Origin of the sequence: Desulfolutivibrio sulfodismutans DSM 3696 (assembly GCF_013376455.1) — a bacterium.
Classification (GTDB): Bacteria; Desulfobacterota; Desulfovibrionia; order Desulfovibrionales; family Desulfovibrionaceae; genus Desulfolutivibrio; species Desulfolutivibrio sulfodismutans.
Genome location: NZ_CP045504.1, coordinates 4,167,936 through 4,183,382 on the forward strand (window position 1 = coordinate 4,167,936; position 15,447 = coordinate 4,183,382).

Genomic DNA, 15,447 nt, shown 5'->3' on the forward strand with positions numbered 1-15,447 from the left:
GTCGGCCAGCGGGCCGGATCATTCGATGTTTTGCGCCTGTTCGCGGCATTTCTCGAGTTCGGCCTTGAAGTCCACCACGAGACGGCTGATGTCCATGCTCTGGGCCTTGTTGCCGCAGGTGTTGATCTCCCGGAAGGTCTCCTGGATGAGGAAGTCGAGCTTCTTGCCCATCTCGCCGCCGTCGGCCAAAAGCCGCCGCAGGCGCTTGAGATGTTCGGCCAGCCGGGTCAGTTCCTCGGAGACGTCCAGACGGTCGGCCAGGATGGCCGTTTCCTGCAGCAGGCGATCCTCGGAGACTTCGGCCCCGGCCTTGTCCATGGCCGTCCGGATGCGCGCCAACAGGGCGTCGGTGCGTTCCTGCTTCACCCCGGGGGCCAGCCGAGCCAGGTCCGCACACCAGGCGTCCATGCTGCCAAGCCGGGCCACGATGTCCTTGGCCAGGCATTGCCCTTCTTTGGCCCGGGATTCGGAGAAATCCGCCAGGGCGGCCCGCAGGCCCTCCGACAGGGCCGCCACCAGGGCGGGATCGGGTTCGTCCAGATCCTCCTGCCACAGGGCGGACACGGACAGCAGGCGGTTGACGTCCGGGGAAAACGAGGCGCCGCGTTCGGCCGCCAGGGCGGCCAGTTGGTCGAACATGGCCAGGGCCACGGGGCGGTTTAAGGAGATGTGCTGGATCTCGGGCCGCGGCGACTGGAAATGCAGATGGATTTCGATGCGCCCCCGGGTGGCGTACTCGCGGACGACCTTTTCGAGCTGCGTCTCGCGGCAGCGCAGAAAAAGGGGCAGCCGCCATTTGAGGTCGAGGAAGCGGCTGTTGATGCCCCGGACCTCCCAGGTCTGGGTGAAGGCGTCGTTTTCCAGTCGGCTGCGGCCGAAGCCGGTCATGCTTTTGGGCATGGGGTCGTGTCCTTTATGCGGATGATGGTTGGGGTGTGGCCTTGGAGATTTCCGGACATTGGCGGAAAATCCCCCGCAGCGCGGTCAGTTCGGCCTGAAGCTCCGGGGAGCGGTAGTCGGGAAACGTCCAGGGCAGGATGTGCCAGGAGCCTTTGCGAAAGACAAGGGTCAGATCGGCGAAAATGCCGTCGCGCAGATAGATGCGGTGCCCGAAGTTCTTGCCCGTGGCCAGGACCAGGCGCTCCTGGGTCAGCAGTCCCGGGTCGAGGTTGACCGTGCGGCGGCCGTCCTCGCGGGCCAGGGCCTTTTCCAGGGCGTTGGTGGCAAGCTTTACGTCCGCCAGGGCGTCCTGGGGAACCAGCCGGGAAAATCCCAGCAGGCGGCGTACGATGGGCGTGTCCAACTCGGCATCATAATATGTGGTGAAGGAAAAGGGCAAGTCTTCGGATATGCGGCAGGGGGGGCCGAGAAGGTCCGTGATCCGGGGCAACAGCACGGGCCACAGGTCGTCCATGCGGGCGCTTAAGACCGAGAGCACGGCCATGGCCGGGCCGGGATCGCCAGGGGTGCTCATGAAGCGTCCTTATGGGGGGGCATCGGGGACGCGGCGCGGACCAGGATGTCCGTGGCGTCCGCCCCCGCGACCCCGAGCGGCACGGCCGCGACCAGTTGCCGGAGGCGGATGTCGCCCTGTCCGGGGCCGCCCAGGCGGCATTCCAGGTAATATTCGCACACGCCCCGGGCGGGTCTGGCCCGTTCGGCCACAAAGGCCAGCCGGGGCAGGGCGGCCACGGTGCGGGCGAAGGCGGTTTTTTTGTCCCGGGCCAGTTCGCGCAGGATGCGGGCGCGTTCTTTTTTCACGTCGGCCGGGAGCTGGCCGGGGAAATTTGCGGCCAGGGCGCCGGGACGCCGGGAATAGGGAAAGACATGGGCGTAGGTCAGGGGCAGGGCGCGGCAGAAATCCAGGGTGGCCCGGAAGTCGGTGTCCGATTCGCCGGGAAATCCGGTCAGAATGTCCGCTCCAAGGGCCATGACCGGCCAGATCCGGCCCAGGTCAGACACGAAATCCGCCACGTCCGCAGGGTGATAATGGCCCCGGCGCATGGCGGCCAGAACTTCCGGGGCGGCGCTTTGCAGGGAAACATGCAGATGGGGGCATACGGACGGCGCAGCGGCCAGGACATCCAGGGCCTTTTGCGTGAGCATGCCCGGGTCCAGGGAACTCAGGCGCAGGCGGACCAGGCCGGGGTGGGCCGATTCCAGGGTGCGCCAGACGGCGGCCAAAAGATCCCAGAAGTCGGGGGCCTGGGGCAGGTCGCGCCCGTAATGCCCAAGGTTGATGCCGCTTAGGACGATTTCCCGGAATCCGGCTGCGGCCAGGCGCAGGGCCTCGGCCGTCACCTGAGCCACGGGCCGGGAGCGCGACGCCCCCCGGGCCCGGGGGATGATGCAATAGGCGCAACCGTGGGAGCAGCCGTCCTGGACCTTGATGACCGCCCGGGCCCGGGGAAATTCCGAGACGCCCGCAGCGGCGGCCATGTGCGGCGCGGCGGGGCTGTCGGAGAAAGGGGGCATGGCCGAGGCCACATCGGCGATCACCGGCGCGGCGGCGATGCCGGGCAGGCCGTCGAGAAAACCCGGTACGGCGCGTACGGCGCATCCGGCGGCAATGATTTCCGCCCGGGGGTGGTCGCGGCGCAGGGCGGCGGCGATGCGCCGGGATTCAGCGGCCGCCCTGGCGGTCACGGCGCAGGTGTTGACCACGAGAAGGCTGGCGTCGTCCGGGGAGTCGACCTCGACATATCCCCGGGCGTGCAACTCCTCGCGCAGGGCCTGGGCGTCGTAGGCGTTGACCTTGCAGCCCAGGGTGCGGAAATGAAATGTCCGGTCGCCGTTCATGGTTTGGGGGCGCTTACCACCAAGCACGGCGAAGGTCCATGCCCGCGATCCGCCTTTGGGGACGCGGCGGGAATGGTTGTTGCTCATGGCATGGCATACGGAAAAAACTTCCCTTGGAGGCGGCCATGCGCAGGTATATTCTCCCGATGTTCGATGTGGTGGTGTTTGGGTCGTTTGCGGTGTTTTTGGCCATGATGGCCTTGAGCATTCCCACCGACGCGCGCCTGCGGCTTCTGGCCAGGGTCTGGGAACTTGTGCGTATCTCGGGCGGCTGGTGAGGCGCGTCTTGGTTTAAGGACTTTGTCCTGAAAAAAGGACACCCCGGTTCCTTTTGAGGGATTCCCTTGGTCCCGTTTTCCGGGGAAAATAAAAATTGTTTTTTATTCAGGCCTGTTGGAGTTGTACGCGGCATGGCCCGGATTTTGTAGATGTAGGGGAATGCCCCTACACGACACGCTTCCCGCATCGTCTTTTTCCCGTCCCTGCCCCGTGACCCCTGGTGGCCGCAGCAGGGATGAGGCCCATGGCCCGCATCGTGATTTTCCCGTTTCGTGCCGTCCCGTAGTCGACATGGAATCCGGCGTCGTCGCCGCTGTGAGCGCCGCGCCTGCCTGGTCCGAGATCGCAGGGACCGTGCGCTATCCCCGCCAGTACCGCGGCCTTGCGCAGGATTGTTTTGTCGGACTTGCGGCGGGCGCCCATACGGCAGCGCCTGCTGGTGGGCATCTGTCCGGCAGGGGCCTGCCCCTTTCGGTTCTTGAGCCGGTGTGCCGGGAATATTCCCGGTGGTCCCGCCACGGCGACGCCCCCGGACTCTTGTTGGCCGCTGTGGGAGCGCCCCGGGGTGGCCGGGATGTCGCCCGGGCGGCGGCAGTGGCCGCCAAGGTGGTGTCCGGCCTGGATCTCGATCCCGCCCGGGTGGTGCTGGTCTTTGACTGCGAGGAGCTTCAGGAGGAGCCGCTGGCTTCCCTGAACGCCTTTTTGGAACTGAAACGCCACGGCCTGAAACTGGGGATCGATTTTTCCGACATCGAACATCTTCCCTATCGCTTCCTGGAAATGTTGCCCGCCGATTATCTGCGGGTGGGGCATGAGGCCGACCACGGCCTTTCCCCTCAGGCGGCGTTTACCGGTCCCGGTTTCGCGGAGAGGCTCAAAAACGTGTGCGCCTTTGCCGAGAATCTGCTCATGGACGTGATCGTGGCCGGAGTGGACAGCGCCTCGAAGTACGATCTTTTGGCCGACTTGCGCTGCCGGTTCGGGCAGGGCGCGTATTTCCCAGCCGTTTCGCCCTCCGAAAAGTCGTTTGGACTTTTCGACACAAACGGCCCTCCCCCCGGTTTGTAACGACGGGGCGCGTCGGACGCGGGGAGATCCCATGCCCTCGGGTTTTCCCACGTTCGCCGCATCTGTACTTGGAGACGGGGCTACCCTCGCGCCCCGTCTCCTTTTTTTTGGGGCGCCCAAAGCGCCAGGCTGAAATGCCGCTTTGAAGGACAGGCATGCGCTTTTCAATGCACCGCCCCGGTTCAGCGGTTTTTTTCTGTCCGGCTGGAGGGAAATCTCCGGGAGCGTCTGTGTCAGGACGGTCCTGGCACGCTGGCCGTGCAGGCAATGCTGTTCGGTTGGGACGGGAGCGCCGATCCCCGCCGTTGCGGTTCGCAGGCAGGCCTGGGCAAGGGCGGGGATGGAATGTCCGAACAAGTTCCGGGTGCAGGAAGATACTAGAGCAACATTTCACAAGGCCCCAGGGGAGCTGTGTTGAAGACTCTTTTTCAACTTTCAGACCGCAGTTTTTTTATCACTTGCATATTGAAAAAGTGGTCAAGAAGCAGTAGATGAATTTTACGCGTGAGTTGAAGAAGAGGTTTTTGACTTTTTTTACGAGAGGAGACGGCAATGGATGATTATTTGAAGGAAGCTTTGGAAATCGTGAGAGCCCAGGCCAGCGTGCGAAACATGACCGAGGATGAAATCACCTCCATGGTTCGCCGCCTTGCGGACAGCATCCGGGCCATCGCCGAGGGCGTCGCGCCTGCGGCCGAGGCTGGTGCGGCCGTTCCCGCCGATCCCAAAAAGGCTGTGCGGGAAAAAAGCATCATCTGCATGGAGTCGGGAAAGTCGTTTAAGATCCTGACCAAGAAACACCTGGCCAAATTCGGCCTGACGCCGGATGAATACCGGGCCAAGTGGGGGTATCCCAAGAACATGCCCCTGGTGTGCAAGGAACTGCAGCGCGAACGCCGCAAAAAGATGAAAGACATGCGGCTGTGGGAAAAGCGGGTCAAGAAACAGGACTAGCCCTGTTTTCCCGCCGCTTGCGGCGGAAGTGCTTCTCGATCCAAAAAAAGCCCGGAGCGACTCCGGGCTTTTGCTTTGGCGTGGATCAGATCGATGCGGCTGTTCGGGCTTCCAGGTCGGCGGCGGCCTTTTCCACCGAGGCCACAAACCCCTCCCTGTCCGCAGCGAGACGGGCAGCCAGGGCCGCGTCGGACAGGGCCAGGATCGAAAGCGCCAGCCAGGATGCGTTGCGCGCCCCGGCGGCATCCAGGGCCACCGTGGCCACGGGAAATCCAGGCGGCATCTGCACCGTGGACAAAAGGGCGTCCATGCCGCCAAGGGCCGAGGCGGTGATGGGCACCCCGATCACCGGACGGATGGTGGCGGCGGCCACGGCCCCGGCCAGGTGGGCGGCCATCCCGGCGGCGCAGATGAACACCTGGCACCCGGCGGCCTCAAGCTCGGCCACCAGCCTCCGGGTGCGCTCCGGGGTGCGGTGGGCCGAGGTCACGGTGAAGGTGAACGGCACGCCATGCGCCGCCAGCACCTCGGCGCAGGGACGCATCTTGTCCTCGTCGGAGATGCTGCCCATGAAAATGGCCACCTTGCTCATGTCTTCGCCTCCCGGCGCAGCCCCTTGTCGCCGATGTCCGAGCGGCAAACGGCGTTGTCGAAATGGATCTTGGCCACGGCGGCATAGGCCCGGGCCTTGGCCCTGGCCAGATCCGCCCCCAGGGCCGTGACGCCCAGAACCCGCCCCCCCGAGGTCACCAGACGTTCGCCGTCACGGCGTGTCCCGGCCTGGAACACGGTCACCTCCGGGTCGGCCTGGGCCGCCTCAATGCCGGTGATCTCCATGCCCTTGGGATAGTTTCCCGGATAGCCCGAGGCGGCCATGACCACGCATACCGCGCTTTGCCGCGACCAGCCCACCATGGCCTCGTTGAGGCTCCCCGTGGCGCAGGCCAAAAGGATTTCGGCCAAGTCGCCGCGCAGGCGCATGAGCAGGGGCTGGCATTCGGGATCGCCGAAGCGCACGTTGTATTCCAGGACCATGGGGCCCTTGTCGGTCATCATCAGTCCGGCGTAGAGCACGCCGCGAAAGGGATGGCCCTTGGCGGCCAGGGTGCGCATGATGGGGACGATGACCCGGTCGGCCATGCGGCCATATTCGGATTCGGGAAGGATCGGGGCCGGGCAATAGGCCCCCATGCCGCCGGTGTTGGGTCCTGTGTCGCCGTCGAAGGCGGCCTTGTGGTCCTGGCAGGCGGAAAGCGGCACGCACCGCTCCCCGTCGCAAAAGGCCAGAAACGAGGCCTCCTCGCCGGAAAGCGCCTCTTCCACGATCACCGTCTCCCCGGCCGGGCCGAAGATCTTTTTCACCATCATGTCGGCCACGGCGGCCTTGGCCTCCTCGACCGTCCCGGCCACCACCACGCCCTTGCCTGCGGCCAGCCCGTCGGCCTTGACCACCAGGGGCGCGCCTTTGGCCTCGATGTAGGCGCAGGCCGCCGCCGGGTCGGTGAAGGCCCGGAAATCCGCCGTGGGCACGCCTGCCTCGCGCATGATCTCCTTGGCGAAGGCCTTGCTGCCTTCGAGTCCGGCCGCGAAGCGATCCGGCCCGAAGCAGGGGATGCCTGCCTCAGCCATGGCGTCGGAAAGCCCAAGGGTCAGGGGCAGTTCCGGCCCGGCCACCACCAGCTCCACCCCGGTTTCCCGGGCGAAGGCCGCAAGCCCCGCCACATCGGAATCGGCGAGGGGCACGTTTTGCCCCATCTCCGCCGTGCCGCCGTTGCCCGGGGCGATGAAAAGCTCGGTCACGCCGGGGCTTTGCCTGAGTTTGACGGCCAGGGCATGTTCCCGGCCTCCGGATCCGACCAAAAGCACCCGCATGGGGCCTCCTTGACGATAATGGGTATTCGGGCCTGTCGCGGCCAGCGGCGGCGATTTTCCCAGGCCGCGTCGTTTTCCTGCGGCGTCAGCCGCCGGTTGGTCCGCCTCGCGCCGCAGTGTCCGCGTTTCGTGCAATAGCCGCAAAAGCTCCAGGCGGCAAGGTTGCAGGCGGCTCGGCCTGGGACGGACGGGAAGGGAGGCGGAGACAAAAACGGGGACCGCGTCCATTGCGGTCCCCGTTCGGCCAGATCGTGTTGCTGCGGCGTTTGGCCCTAGGCCAGGGCCTTGGGACGTGAGCCGGGCAGGGCGGCGTCGCCGTTTTGCAGGGTGGCGATGAGGTCGTTTAAGGTCTGGGCCTGGGCGGCCAAGTCGCTTACGGCCCGGGCCGACTGCTCCATGCCCTCGGCCATCTCTGCGGCGATGGAATTGATTTCGTCCACCGAGCGGTTGATCTCCTCGCTGGCGGCGGACTGCTGTTCCGAGGCCGTGGCGATGGAGCGCACCTGATCCCCGGCGTTGTCCACCAGATCCACGATCTCGTGCAGGGCCGAGCCGGATTTTTCCGAAAGGGACGTGGCCTGCGCCACGGCGGAAACCGCCGCCTCCACGCGCACCACCGTCTCCCGAGCCCCTTTTTGGATGCCGCCGATGGCCTCGCCCACTTCCTTGGTGGCGGTCATGGTCTTTTCGGCCAGCTTTCGGACCTCGTCGGCCACCACCGCGAACCCGCGACCGGCCTCTCCGGCCCGGGCGGCCTCGATGGCGGCGTTTAAGGCCAAAAGGTTGGTCTGGTCGGCGATGTCCGAGATGACCCCCATGATCTTGCCGATGTCCTCGGCCTGGCGGCCCAGGGCCCCCATGTTTTCTTTCAGTCCCACGGCCTCGCGCTGCACCGTGCCGATGGCCGCCACCACCTGGGTGACGATGTCCGCGCCGTCCTTGGCCTTGCGGCTGGCCGCGTCCGAACGTTCGGCGGCCATGGAGGCGTTTTTGGCCACCTCCAGCACCGTGGCGTTCATTTCCTCCACGGCCGTGGCCGTCTCCTGGACCCGCTGGCGCTGCACCTCGGACCCCTTGCTCGACTGCTCGATCTGGGCTGAGAGCTGGGCCGCGGCCGAGGCCATGAGGTCCGAGACGTCCCGGGCCTTGTGGGCGGCGTCGGCGATCATCTCGTTTTGGGCGGCGATGAGTTCCTGCTGTTTTTTGATCTCGGTCAGATCCATGAACAGGGCGAACCCGGCGATGAGCTTGCCGTCCAGGTCGTAGAGGGGTGCTGCGTCGATCTGGGTGAAGACGGTGTTACCCTTGCGGGTGGGCACCTCCACCTGGACATTGCGGATGGGCCTGCGCTCGGAGACGGCCTTTTCGGTGATGGTGTGGTGTCCTTCTTCATTGTAGAAAAACCGGCTGACGGTCATGCCCAGGTAGTCGGCGGGCTTTCCGCCGTGCTCCAGGAAATCGATGACCGGCTGGTTGACGAAGACGATTTTACCCTGGGGATCGGACACGATGCAGGAGATGGTCATGGCGTCGAGCATGCCCTGGGAGAACCCCAGCTTGTTTTTGATCTCGGCCACCATGCCCCGGATGTTGGCGGCCAGGTCGGCCATCTCCAGACGGAAGTTCCCGGAGAGCTCGGCGGTGTAGTCCTGGGCCGCGACGCGCTTGGTGAAGACCTCGATGGCCGAAAGCGGCCTGGTCACCAGGGAACGCAGGAAAAGCGCGATGACCAGGACCACGGCCACGATGATCAGTGCTCCCACGCCCAAGAGCACGTTGCGCTGGGCGGTGGCGGTCTCGGTCATCTCCGAGGCGTAGGCGGTCATACAGATGGTCCACCCGGTCTCGGGCAGGGTGGTCACGGCCATGAATTTGTCTTCGCCCTTCCAGTCGTATTCCACCACGCCGTTTTTGATGCGCAGGGCCTCCTGGATGAAGTGTTCCGAGGACAGATCCTTCAGCAGGAGCGTCTTGTCCACGGCATGGGCGATGATCGCGCCCGTGTCGTCGACGATGAATCCGTAGCCGCGCTCGCCGAAGCGCAGATGGTCCAGGTATTTTTCCGTGACCGAGGACCACTTGGGGACCACCGCCAGGCCGCCCAGCCGTTTCCCGTCGGGTCCGTTGATCGCCACGGCCACAGCAAAGACCAGCTTGGTCGTATCCGTCGACGCGGGGAACACCTTCTTCGTGATGGTGAGTTGCTCACCCGCTGTGATGGCCTTCACATACGGTTTGTCGCTTCGGCTTTGCCCGGCCAGATCCTCCATGGCGGCATTGTATCCGGCCAGGATCCTGCCCGAGTCGTCAAAGACGAAAATGGCCTGGAAGTTGCCCTTGTAACCGTCCATGTAGTTTCTCAGACGTTCCTTGGCCCGGTCGGGGGAACCCGAGAAGGTCTCCAGGATGGCCTGCTGCATGGCCAGGGCGCGGGTCATGGCCGTCACTTCGCCAAGGTAGGATTCCAGGGAACGCTTGATCATGTCCGCAGACTGGCTGATGGCCTGTTTTTCCATGTCCAGGGCCATATCGTGGGATGACGAGGAGACGTAGACCACCAGGGCCAGGATGCCCGCCAGCACGGAGGCGGACACGGTCAGGATGAGAACCGAACTGATGCTTTTCTTGAACATAGGTGACCTCTCGGGAAGACAATTCACAGCGAAAAGAAGGTGTCCCGCGCAGGAAAGGCGCCGGGTGATAATGAAAGTCGGCGGCAAGGGGTCGAAGCATCCGTGAGGACGAAAGGAACATCCACCGGAGCGGGCCATCTCACTGCAAAAATACGAAGTGCAAAAGAGTTTCGCATCCCTGTCACCAAGGCGTTCCGCCTATGCCATGGATCCAAGGGGCTTTCAATATGTTTTTCACGGAAAGATCAGAAAGGAGGACGGAAACTTGCGGCATGTCGCAGCATGCGCCGATGGAACACCGAAAAGAGTCTTGACGCCGGGGGGGATGTGCGGGAAGAGGGGAATGGGTGCGACAGGCGGCGCCTCGGGCCGACGTCCGGTCGGCCCGCACACGCGCCAGCCCGCCCGGCGGGGAGGAAAACCCATGAACACCACGGTCTTCCTGATCATCTTCATCGCCCTGGGGTTCGCCGTCCTGGCCTATTTCGGCCGACGCTCCAAAAACTACTCCAAGCGCCATCCGGGCGAGAAGAATCCCATCGATTTCTGGCTCTACGGCAAGGACCGCAAGGACGACGACGAGAGCTGACGCCCGTCCTTTCGCGGGGCCGACGACGGGATTTGACGTCCGGCAATTTGCCTGGATGTCCCGGCCGCGCCGCCGCCGAAGATCTTGATGTCCGCCGCCAGAACCCCCACGATGCGTCCCTCGCGCAGCATCGGCGTGGAGATGGTCAGGCAGTATTCCCCCGAGGCCTCGGAAAGATAAATGGGCGAGATGGAGGTGTCGCCGTTTTGCATGGCCCCGGTGAACCACGGGCGTTTGGACCAGTTTTTGCCTTTGACCGAGCCCGTATCCGTTGACCGGAACTGCGGCGGGGAGATGTTTTCCGTCACCTGTACCCCTGCGGCGTCCGTGGCGTAGAGCAGTTCGAAAAAATCGAAGCGGGAGATCATCTCGCGCATGAGCCGTTCCATGGCCTGCGGGCGCAGGCCCGCCATGTCCGGATGCGCGGCGGCCTCCTCCACGGCGTCCTGGGCCGTGCCCTGGCCGATGAGCTTGAAGACCCCGTTGAGCTTGAGCAGTTCCTCGATCTCCCCGCCAAGCTTTTCGATGGTCGCCGAGGACCGCAGCATGCCCTCGGTGGTCTTGGCCGAGACCTCGCGGATGCGGTCGATGGCGGATTTGATGCCTTCCCCGGCCGCCACCTCGTCCTCGGCGGCCCGGGAGATGTCCCGCACCCGGCCCGAGGCCGCATCGGACAGGCTCACGATCTGGCCCAGGGCCTCGCGCGATTCCCCGGCCAGCCCCGTGGCCGTGTCCACGGCCCGGGCCGCCTCCTCCACGCTTTTGACGTTGTCCCGGGCCCCGGTCTGGATGGAGGCGATCACCTCGCCCACCTCGCGGGTGGCCAGCATGGTTTTCTCGGCCAGCTTGCGCACCTCGTCGGCCACCACCGCAAAGCCCCGACCGGCTTCGCCAGCCCGGGCGGCCTCAATGGCCGCGTTTAGGGCCAGCAGGTTGGTCTGGTCGGCGATGTCCGAAATCACGGTCATGACCTGGCCGATGGATTCGGCCTGCCGCCCCAGTTCGGCCATGCCCGTGGACAGGGAGGCGGCCAGGCGGCTGACGTCGCCGATGGCGGCGACCGAACGGCCCACCACCTCGGCCCCGCTTTTGGCCATGCCCCGGGCCTCGGCGGCGGCCCTGGCGGCCTCCTCCGCGCCACGGGCCACACCCTGGATGGTCGTGAGCATGCCGTCCATGGCTGCGGCGGTCTCGTCCACAAGATGCTTTTGCCCATCGGCCCCCTGGCCGACCTCCTGGGCCTCGCGTCCCAGGTCGGCTGTGGCCTGCTTGATGGCCCCGGCCACGTTTTCCAGGGTTTCCCCGGCCCCGAGCATGCCCAGGCGTCTGACTTCATCCTTCTTGTGCGCCCGTTCGGCCAGGGACACGGCCTCTTTGGCCTGATCGGCCAGGCGGTGGGCCTCGTCGGCCCGGGCGGCCGCTGAGCGGGTTTCGTCCTTGAGCCTTTCCACCATCCCCGTCATGGCCCCCCCAGCGTTTCCATATGGCCCACGAAGCGTCCCGAAACGGTGGCCGACAGATCCCCCGCCGCCACCCTGGCGGCGAAGGCGGCCAGGGCCTTCAGGGGCTCGAGCAGGTTTGCGCGGAGCACCAGGGCCAGGATTCCCGACACGAGGACCGTCGCGCCAAGGCCCACGGCAAAGAGCGCAAGCGGCAGTCCGCCCAGGCGGCCGCTCAGAACGGCCTTGGCGTCACGCAACGCCTGGGCCGCCTCTGGGGCGACCTGCCCCTGGGACAGGGCGGTTTCCAGGCTGCGCATGGCGTCATCCGCCAATCCGTCCAGACGCCAAGCGCACACGGCAGCGCCGAGGATGGTCACCAGAAGCAGGCCGGCCACCGTGGTGGCTATGATCCGCACAAAAAGCGAGTTCATGGGGCGAGTCCTTTGTCTGGAGTTCGGCCGCCGTCAGGAGGGTGAGGTGGGGCGGGCCGAAAGCAGGATTCCTGTCGGGCCATGGTTGCATGCGTCCCCGGGCTGCGCCGGGGGGGGCAAGCGTTGTGCAGATCACCTCAAATCGACAAAAACGTCAAGGGCGGCCCGCGCCGAACAAGGTGCGTGACCGCCCGTCGTTTGCGGAGTGGTGAAGGGATCAGGAGACCTTGGCCCCGGGCGGGACCGGCCCGGAGGCGGTCAAAAGCTGCATGCCGCCTTCCGTGCGCACGGCCAGGATCATGCCGTGGGAGACGTAGCCGCGCAGTTTGCGGGGCTTGAGGTTGGCCACGACGACCACCTGGCGGCCCATGAGGTCGGCGGGTTGGAAATATTCCGCCAGTCCCGCCACCACCTGGCGCGGGGTCATCTCCCCCAGGTCCACGGCCACCAAAAACAGCCGGTCGGCCTCGGGAACGGGTGAAACCGACACCACCGTGCCCAGGCGCAGATCGAGCCTCTGGAAATCGGCGAAGTCCACATCGGCCGGGGCGGGGGCGTCTCCAGGGGCGGCCGCTGGGGCAGCCTTGGGCGCGGCCGTATCTTTGCTTTTCGAGGGCTTTTCCGGCTTGGCCGCTGCGGCCGGGGCCGCGGGCTCCATGGGGCCCGGGGTCTCCTTGCGCGGGAAAAGGGGCGTTCCGGTTTCCACCCGGGCGCCCGCCGGGAGCATGGCCAGTTCCCGGCATTCGCGCGGCATGTCCACCTCGGCCGGGACAAAGGGCTGGGCCAGCAGGGCGAGCATCTTTTCCGAGGCCTCGGGCATCACCGGCCACAAAAGCAGCGCCGTCTTGCGCATGCCCGCCAGGGTGGTGTGCAACACCGCCGCCAGCCGGGCCGTGCGGCCCTCCTTGAAAAGCGCCCAGGGGGCCGAGGCGTCCACATGCTTGTTTAAGGCCCGCACCAGCTCCCACAGGGCCTCCAGTCCCTTGGAGAAGCGCATGGAGGCGAACATGTCCCGCCAGTTGTTTGCGGCGGTCACGGCCAGGGCGGCCAGTTCCCGGTCCAGATCGGAAAATTCCGCCTGCCCCGGATCGGGCAGGACGCCGTCGAAATACTTGTGGGCCATGGCCAGAACCCGGTTGAAGAGGTTGCCCAGGTCGTTGGCCAGGTCGGCGTTGAACCGGCCCACCATGGATTCCTCGGAAAAGCTGGCGTCGTGGCCGAAGGTCATCTCCCGCAAAAGGAAATAGCGCATGCCCGAGACCCCGAAGGCCTCGGCCATGGCCCGGGGCTCCACCACATTGCCCAGGGACTTGGACATCTTGGTGTCGCGCACCAGCCAATAGCCGTGGACGTTTAAGTGCCGGTAGGGCTCAAGGCCCAGGGCCATGAGCATGGTGGGCCAGAAGATGGCGTGGGGCTTTAGGATGTCCTTGGCCACCAGATGCTGGGCGGCGGGCCAGAATTTCGCGAAGTTATCGCCGTTCGGCCAGCCCAGGGCGGTTACGTAATTGATGAGCGCGTCGAACCAGACGTAGGTCACGTAGTTTTCGTCAAAGGGCAGGGGCACGCCCCAGGTCAGCCGGGAGGTGGGCCGGGAGATGCACAGGTCTTCCAGGGCGCCGCTTTCCAGGAGGCTCACCACCTCGTTTCGATACTGGGACGGACGGATGAAGTCCGGATTCTCCCGGATGTGGGCCAGCAGGCGATCCTGGTACTTGGCCATGCGGAAGAAGTAGTTTTTCTCGGCGATGTATTCGGGCTTGGTCTTGTGGTCCGGGCACAGGCCGTCCACCAGCTCCTTTTCCGTGAGGAAGCGTTCGCAGCCGAAGCAGTAGTGGCCGCCGTAGTCGCCGAAATAGATGTCGCCCTGGTCGAAGACCTTCTGCAGGGCGGCCTGGACCACGGCGATGTGCTCCTTTTCCGTGGTGCGGATAAAGCGCGTGTAGTCGACGCCAAGCTCGGGCCACAGGTTTTTGAACAGGCCGCTTATGGCGTCGGTGTACTGGGCCGGGGTCTGCCCGGCGGCCTTGGCCGCCTCGGCGATCTTGTCGCCGTGTTCGTCCGTGCCGGTGAGGAAATAGACCTCCTCGCCGAGCAACCGATGGAACCTGGCGGCGCAGTCGGCCACGATGGTGGTGTAGGCGTGGCCGAGATGCGGTTTGGCGTTGACGTAATATATGGGGGTGGAGATGAAAAAGCGGTTCACTCGGAACCCTCCCGGGATTTTGGTTTGCGCGGGCCCTGGCGGTGCTCCTGGGCCGGGCGGTTGGCGGCGGCGTCGTCCTTGCGGGGGGGGAAGCGTTTTTTGGGCGGCCGTTTGCCGCGCGGATCGGGCCGGTCTTGGCGTGAGGGGCCGTTTTTGGGGCGTGGCGGGCCGTTTTTGGCCGCCTGCTCGGGGGCGGGGGGCGACATGTCCCCGGTGGCGGGGAAGGCCAGGTAATCCTCGGCCATGGCCCGCTGTCCCGAACCGGCCTCGGCTGTCGAGGCGCTTGGCGCGCCGGAGGAGATCTCCTGCCATTCGGCCAGGGTCAGTTCCTTTTCCTCGCCGTTTTCGGTCAAAACGGACACGGTTTCCCGGAACAAATTGGTGCGCAGGATTTTGACCGCGCCCAGGCTGGTGTCCAGGCGTTTGCCGATTTTGGGGCATTTGCGCTGGAAGGCGTCGTAGTTTCCCTGCTCGAAGTTGAGGCAGCACAGAAGCCGTCCGCACATGCCGGAGATCTTGGTGGGGTTTAAAAACAGGTTTTGTTCCTTGGCCATCTTGATGGTCACGGGGGCGAATTTGCGCATGAAGCGGCGGCAGCAGCAGATCTGGCCGCAGTTGCCGATGGCCCCGAGCATCTGGGTTTCGTGGCGCACGCCGATCTGGCGCAGCTCGATCCGGGTGTGGTAGTTTTTGACCAGATCCTTGACCAGTTCGCGAAAGTCGATGCGGCCCGGCGCGGTGAAATAGAAAACGATCTTGCCCCGATCATGGAAGACCTCGACATCCACGAGCTTCATGTCCAGTTCGCGGTGTCGGATGCACTCCCGGCAGTAGCGATGGGCCTCGCGGGCCAGGGCCTCGTTTTCCCGGGCGGCCTCCAGGTCTTCCTCGTTGGCCAGCCGGTAGATGGGTTTGATGTCCTCGGGGGGGAGCTCCTGCGGAGGGGCTCCGGGGATGTCCGCCACCTGGGCCATGCCCAGGCCCTGGTCGGTTTTGACCAGGACATGATCGCCCGGCTTGACCACGTAGGGTCCGGAGGAGAAATAGTATATCTGCCCGTAATCACGGAATTTCAGGCCCAAAATCTGGCTCATGGGAGTATCCATTGGCCCCGCGTCGGCGGGGATTGGCGACGTTATGCGCATAAAAAAGTGAAAATAGACCAGATCGCGCC

Annotated in this window: 14 protein-coding genes; 4 read left to right on the plus strand and 10 right to left on the minus strand. The window is 65.2% G+C overall.

Going from position 1 to position 15,447, the window contains the following annotated elements; genetic code table 11:
• Positions 1-18 precede the first annotated feature (18 nt).
• The 3 genes from GD606_RS18945 to GD606_RS18955 are packed head-to-tail and all read right to left on the minus strand — an operon-like array spanning position 19 to position 2,826.
• Positions 19-900 (minus strand): YicC/YloC family endoribonuclease, encoded by an 882-nt coding sequence (locus GD606_RS18945; protein WP_163303333.1) that lies wholly within the window; start codon positions 898-900, stop codon positions 19-21.
• A 13-nt stretch (positions 901-913) separates the two neighbouring features.
• Entirely contained in the window at positions 914-1,474 is a 561-nt protein-coding gene (locus GD606_RS18950) for a DUF4416 family protein (RefSeq protein WP_163303334.1), read from the minus strand.
• Positions 1,471-2,826: a MiaB/RimO family radical SAM methylthiotransferase gene (locus GD606_RS18955; RefSeq protein WP_246298896.1), complete on the minus strand. Its 1,356-nt coding sequence runs from the start codon at positions 2,824-2,826 to the stop codon at positions 1,471-1,473. Before GD606_RS18955 ends, GD606_RS18950 begins: the two co-directional genes overlap by 4 nt.
• Before the next feature lie 98 nt (positions 2,827-2,924).
• On the opposite strand from GD606_RS18955, the gene GD606_RS18960 reads away from it, so the two are divergent.
• The 3 genes from GD606_RS18960 to GD606_RS18970 all read left to right on the plus strand — a co-directional run bounded on the left by GD606_RS18960 (position 2,925) and on the right by GD606_RS18970 (position 5,100).
• Positions 2,925-3,077, plus strand: a complete 153-nt coding sequence (locus GD606_RS18960) for a hypothetical protein (RefSeq protein ID WP_163303335.1) — start codon at positions 2,925-2,927, stop codon at positions 3,075-3,077.
• A gap of 292 nt (positions 3,078-3,369) precedes the next feature.
• A complete protein-coding gene (locus tag GD606_RS18965) occupies positions 3,370-4,146 on the plus strand; it encodes an EAL domain-containing protein (RefSeq protein ID WP_163303336.1) in 777 nt (258 codons plus the stop codon).
• 552 nt (positions 4,147-4,698) lie between these two features.
• Positions 4,699-5,100, plus strand: coding sequence for a Ros/MucR family transcriptional regulator (locus GD606_RS18970; protein WP_163303337.1), 402 nt, complete (start codon positions 4,699-4,701; stop codon positions 5,098-5,100).
• Between the two features lie 85 nt (positions 5,101-5,185).
• On the opposite strand, the gene purE is transcribed toward GD606_RS18970, so the two are convergent.
• The 3 genes from purE to GD606_RS18985 form a co-directional block, all read right to left on the minus strand.
• Positions 5,186-5,692 (minus strand): 5-(carboxyamino)imidazole ribonucleotide mutase, encoded by a 507-nt coding sequence (gene purE, locus GD606_RS18975; RefSeq protein ID WP_163303338.1) that lies wholly within the window; start codon positions 5,690-5,692, stop codon positions 5,186-5,188.
• Complete coding sequence (gene purD / locus GD606_RS18980) at positions 5,689-6,972, minus strand: phosphoribosylamine--glycine ligase (RefSeq protein ID WP_163303339.1); 1,284 nt, start codon at positions 6,970-6,972, stop codon at positions 5,689-5,691. Before purD ends, purE begins: the two co-directional genes overlap by 4 nt.
• Before the next feature lie 272 nt (positions 6,973-7,244).
• A complete protein-coding gene (locus GD606_RS18985; protein WP_163303340.1) occupies positions 7,245-9,605 on the minus strand; it encodes a methyl-accepting chemotaxis protein in 2,361 nt (786 codons plus the stop codon).
• Between the two features lie 424 nt (positions 9,606-10,029).
• Between GD606_RS18985 and GD606_RS18990 the strand changes: the two genes are divergently transcribed.
• Positions 10,030-10,194, plus strand: a complete 165-nt coding sequence (locus GD606_RS18990) for a nucleoside transporter (RefSeq protein ID WP_163303341.1) — start codon at positions 10,030-10,032, stop codon at positions 10,192-10,194.
• Here the strand turns inward: GD606_RS18990 and GD606_RS18995 are convergent.
• From GD606_RS18995 to GD606_RS19010, 4 genes are all read right to left on the minus strand, one after another.
• Positions 10,158-11,657, minus strand: coding sequence for a methyl-accepting chemotaxis protein (locus tag GD606_RS18995; RefSeq protein WP_176629353.1), 1,500 nt, complete (start codon positions 11,655-11,657; stop codon positions 10,158-10,160). The two genes, GD606_RS18990 and GD606_RS18995, sit on opposite strands and share 37 nt — an antisense overlap.
• Entirely contained in the window at positions 11,654-12,067 is a 414-nt protein-coding gene (locus GD606_RS19000) for a hypothetical protein (protein WP_176629354.1), read from the minus strand. Before GD606_RS19000 ends, GD606_RS18995 begins: the two co-directional genes overlap by 4 nt.
• Positions 12,068-12,284: 217 nt before the next feature.
• Positions 12,285-14,273, minus strand: a complete 1,989-nt coding sequence (metG, locus tag GD606_RS19005) for a methionine--tRNA ligase (RefSeq protein WP_163303343.1) — start codon at positions 14,271-14,273, stop codon at positions 12,285-12,287.
• Positions 14,270-15,367, minus strand: a complete 1,098-nt coding sequence (locus GD606_RS19010; protein ID WP_176629355.1) for a PSP1 domain-containing protein — start codon at positions 15,365-15,367, stop codon at positions 14,270-14,272. Before GD606_RS19010 ends, metG begins: the two co-directional genes overlap by 4 nt.
• Positions 15,368-15,447 lie beyond the last annotated feature (80 nt).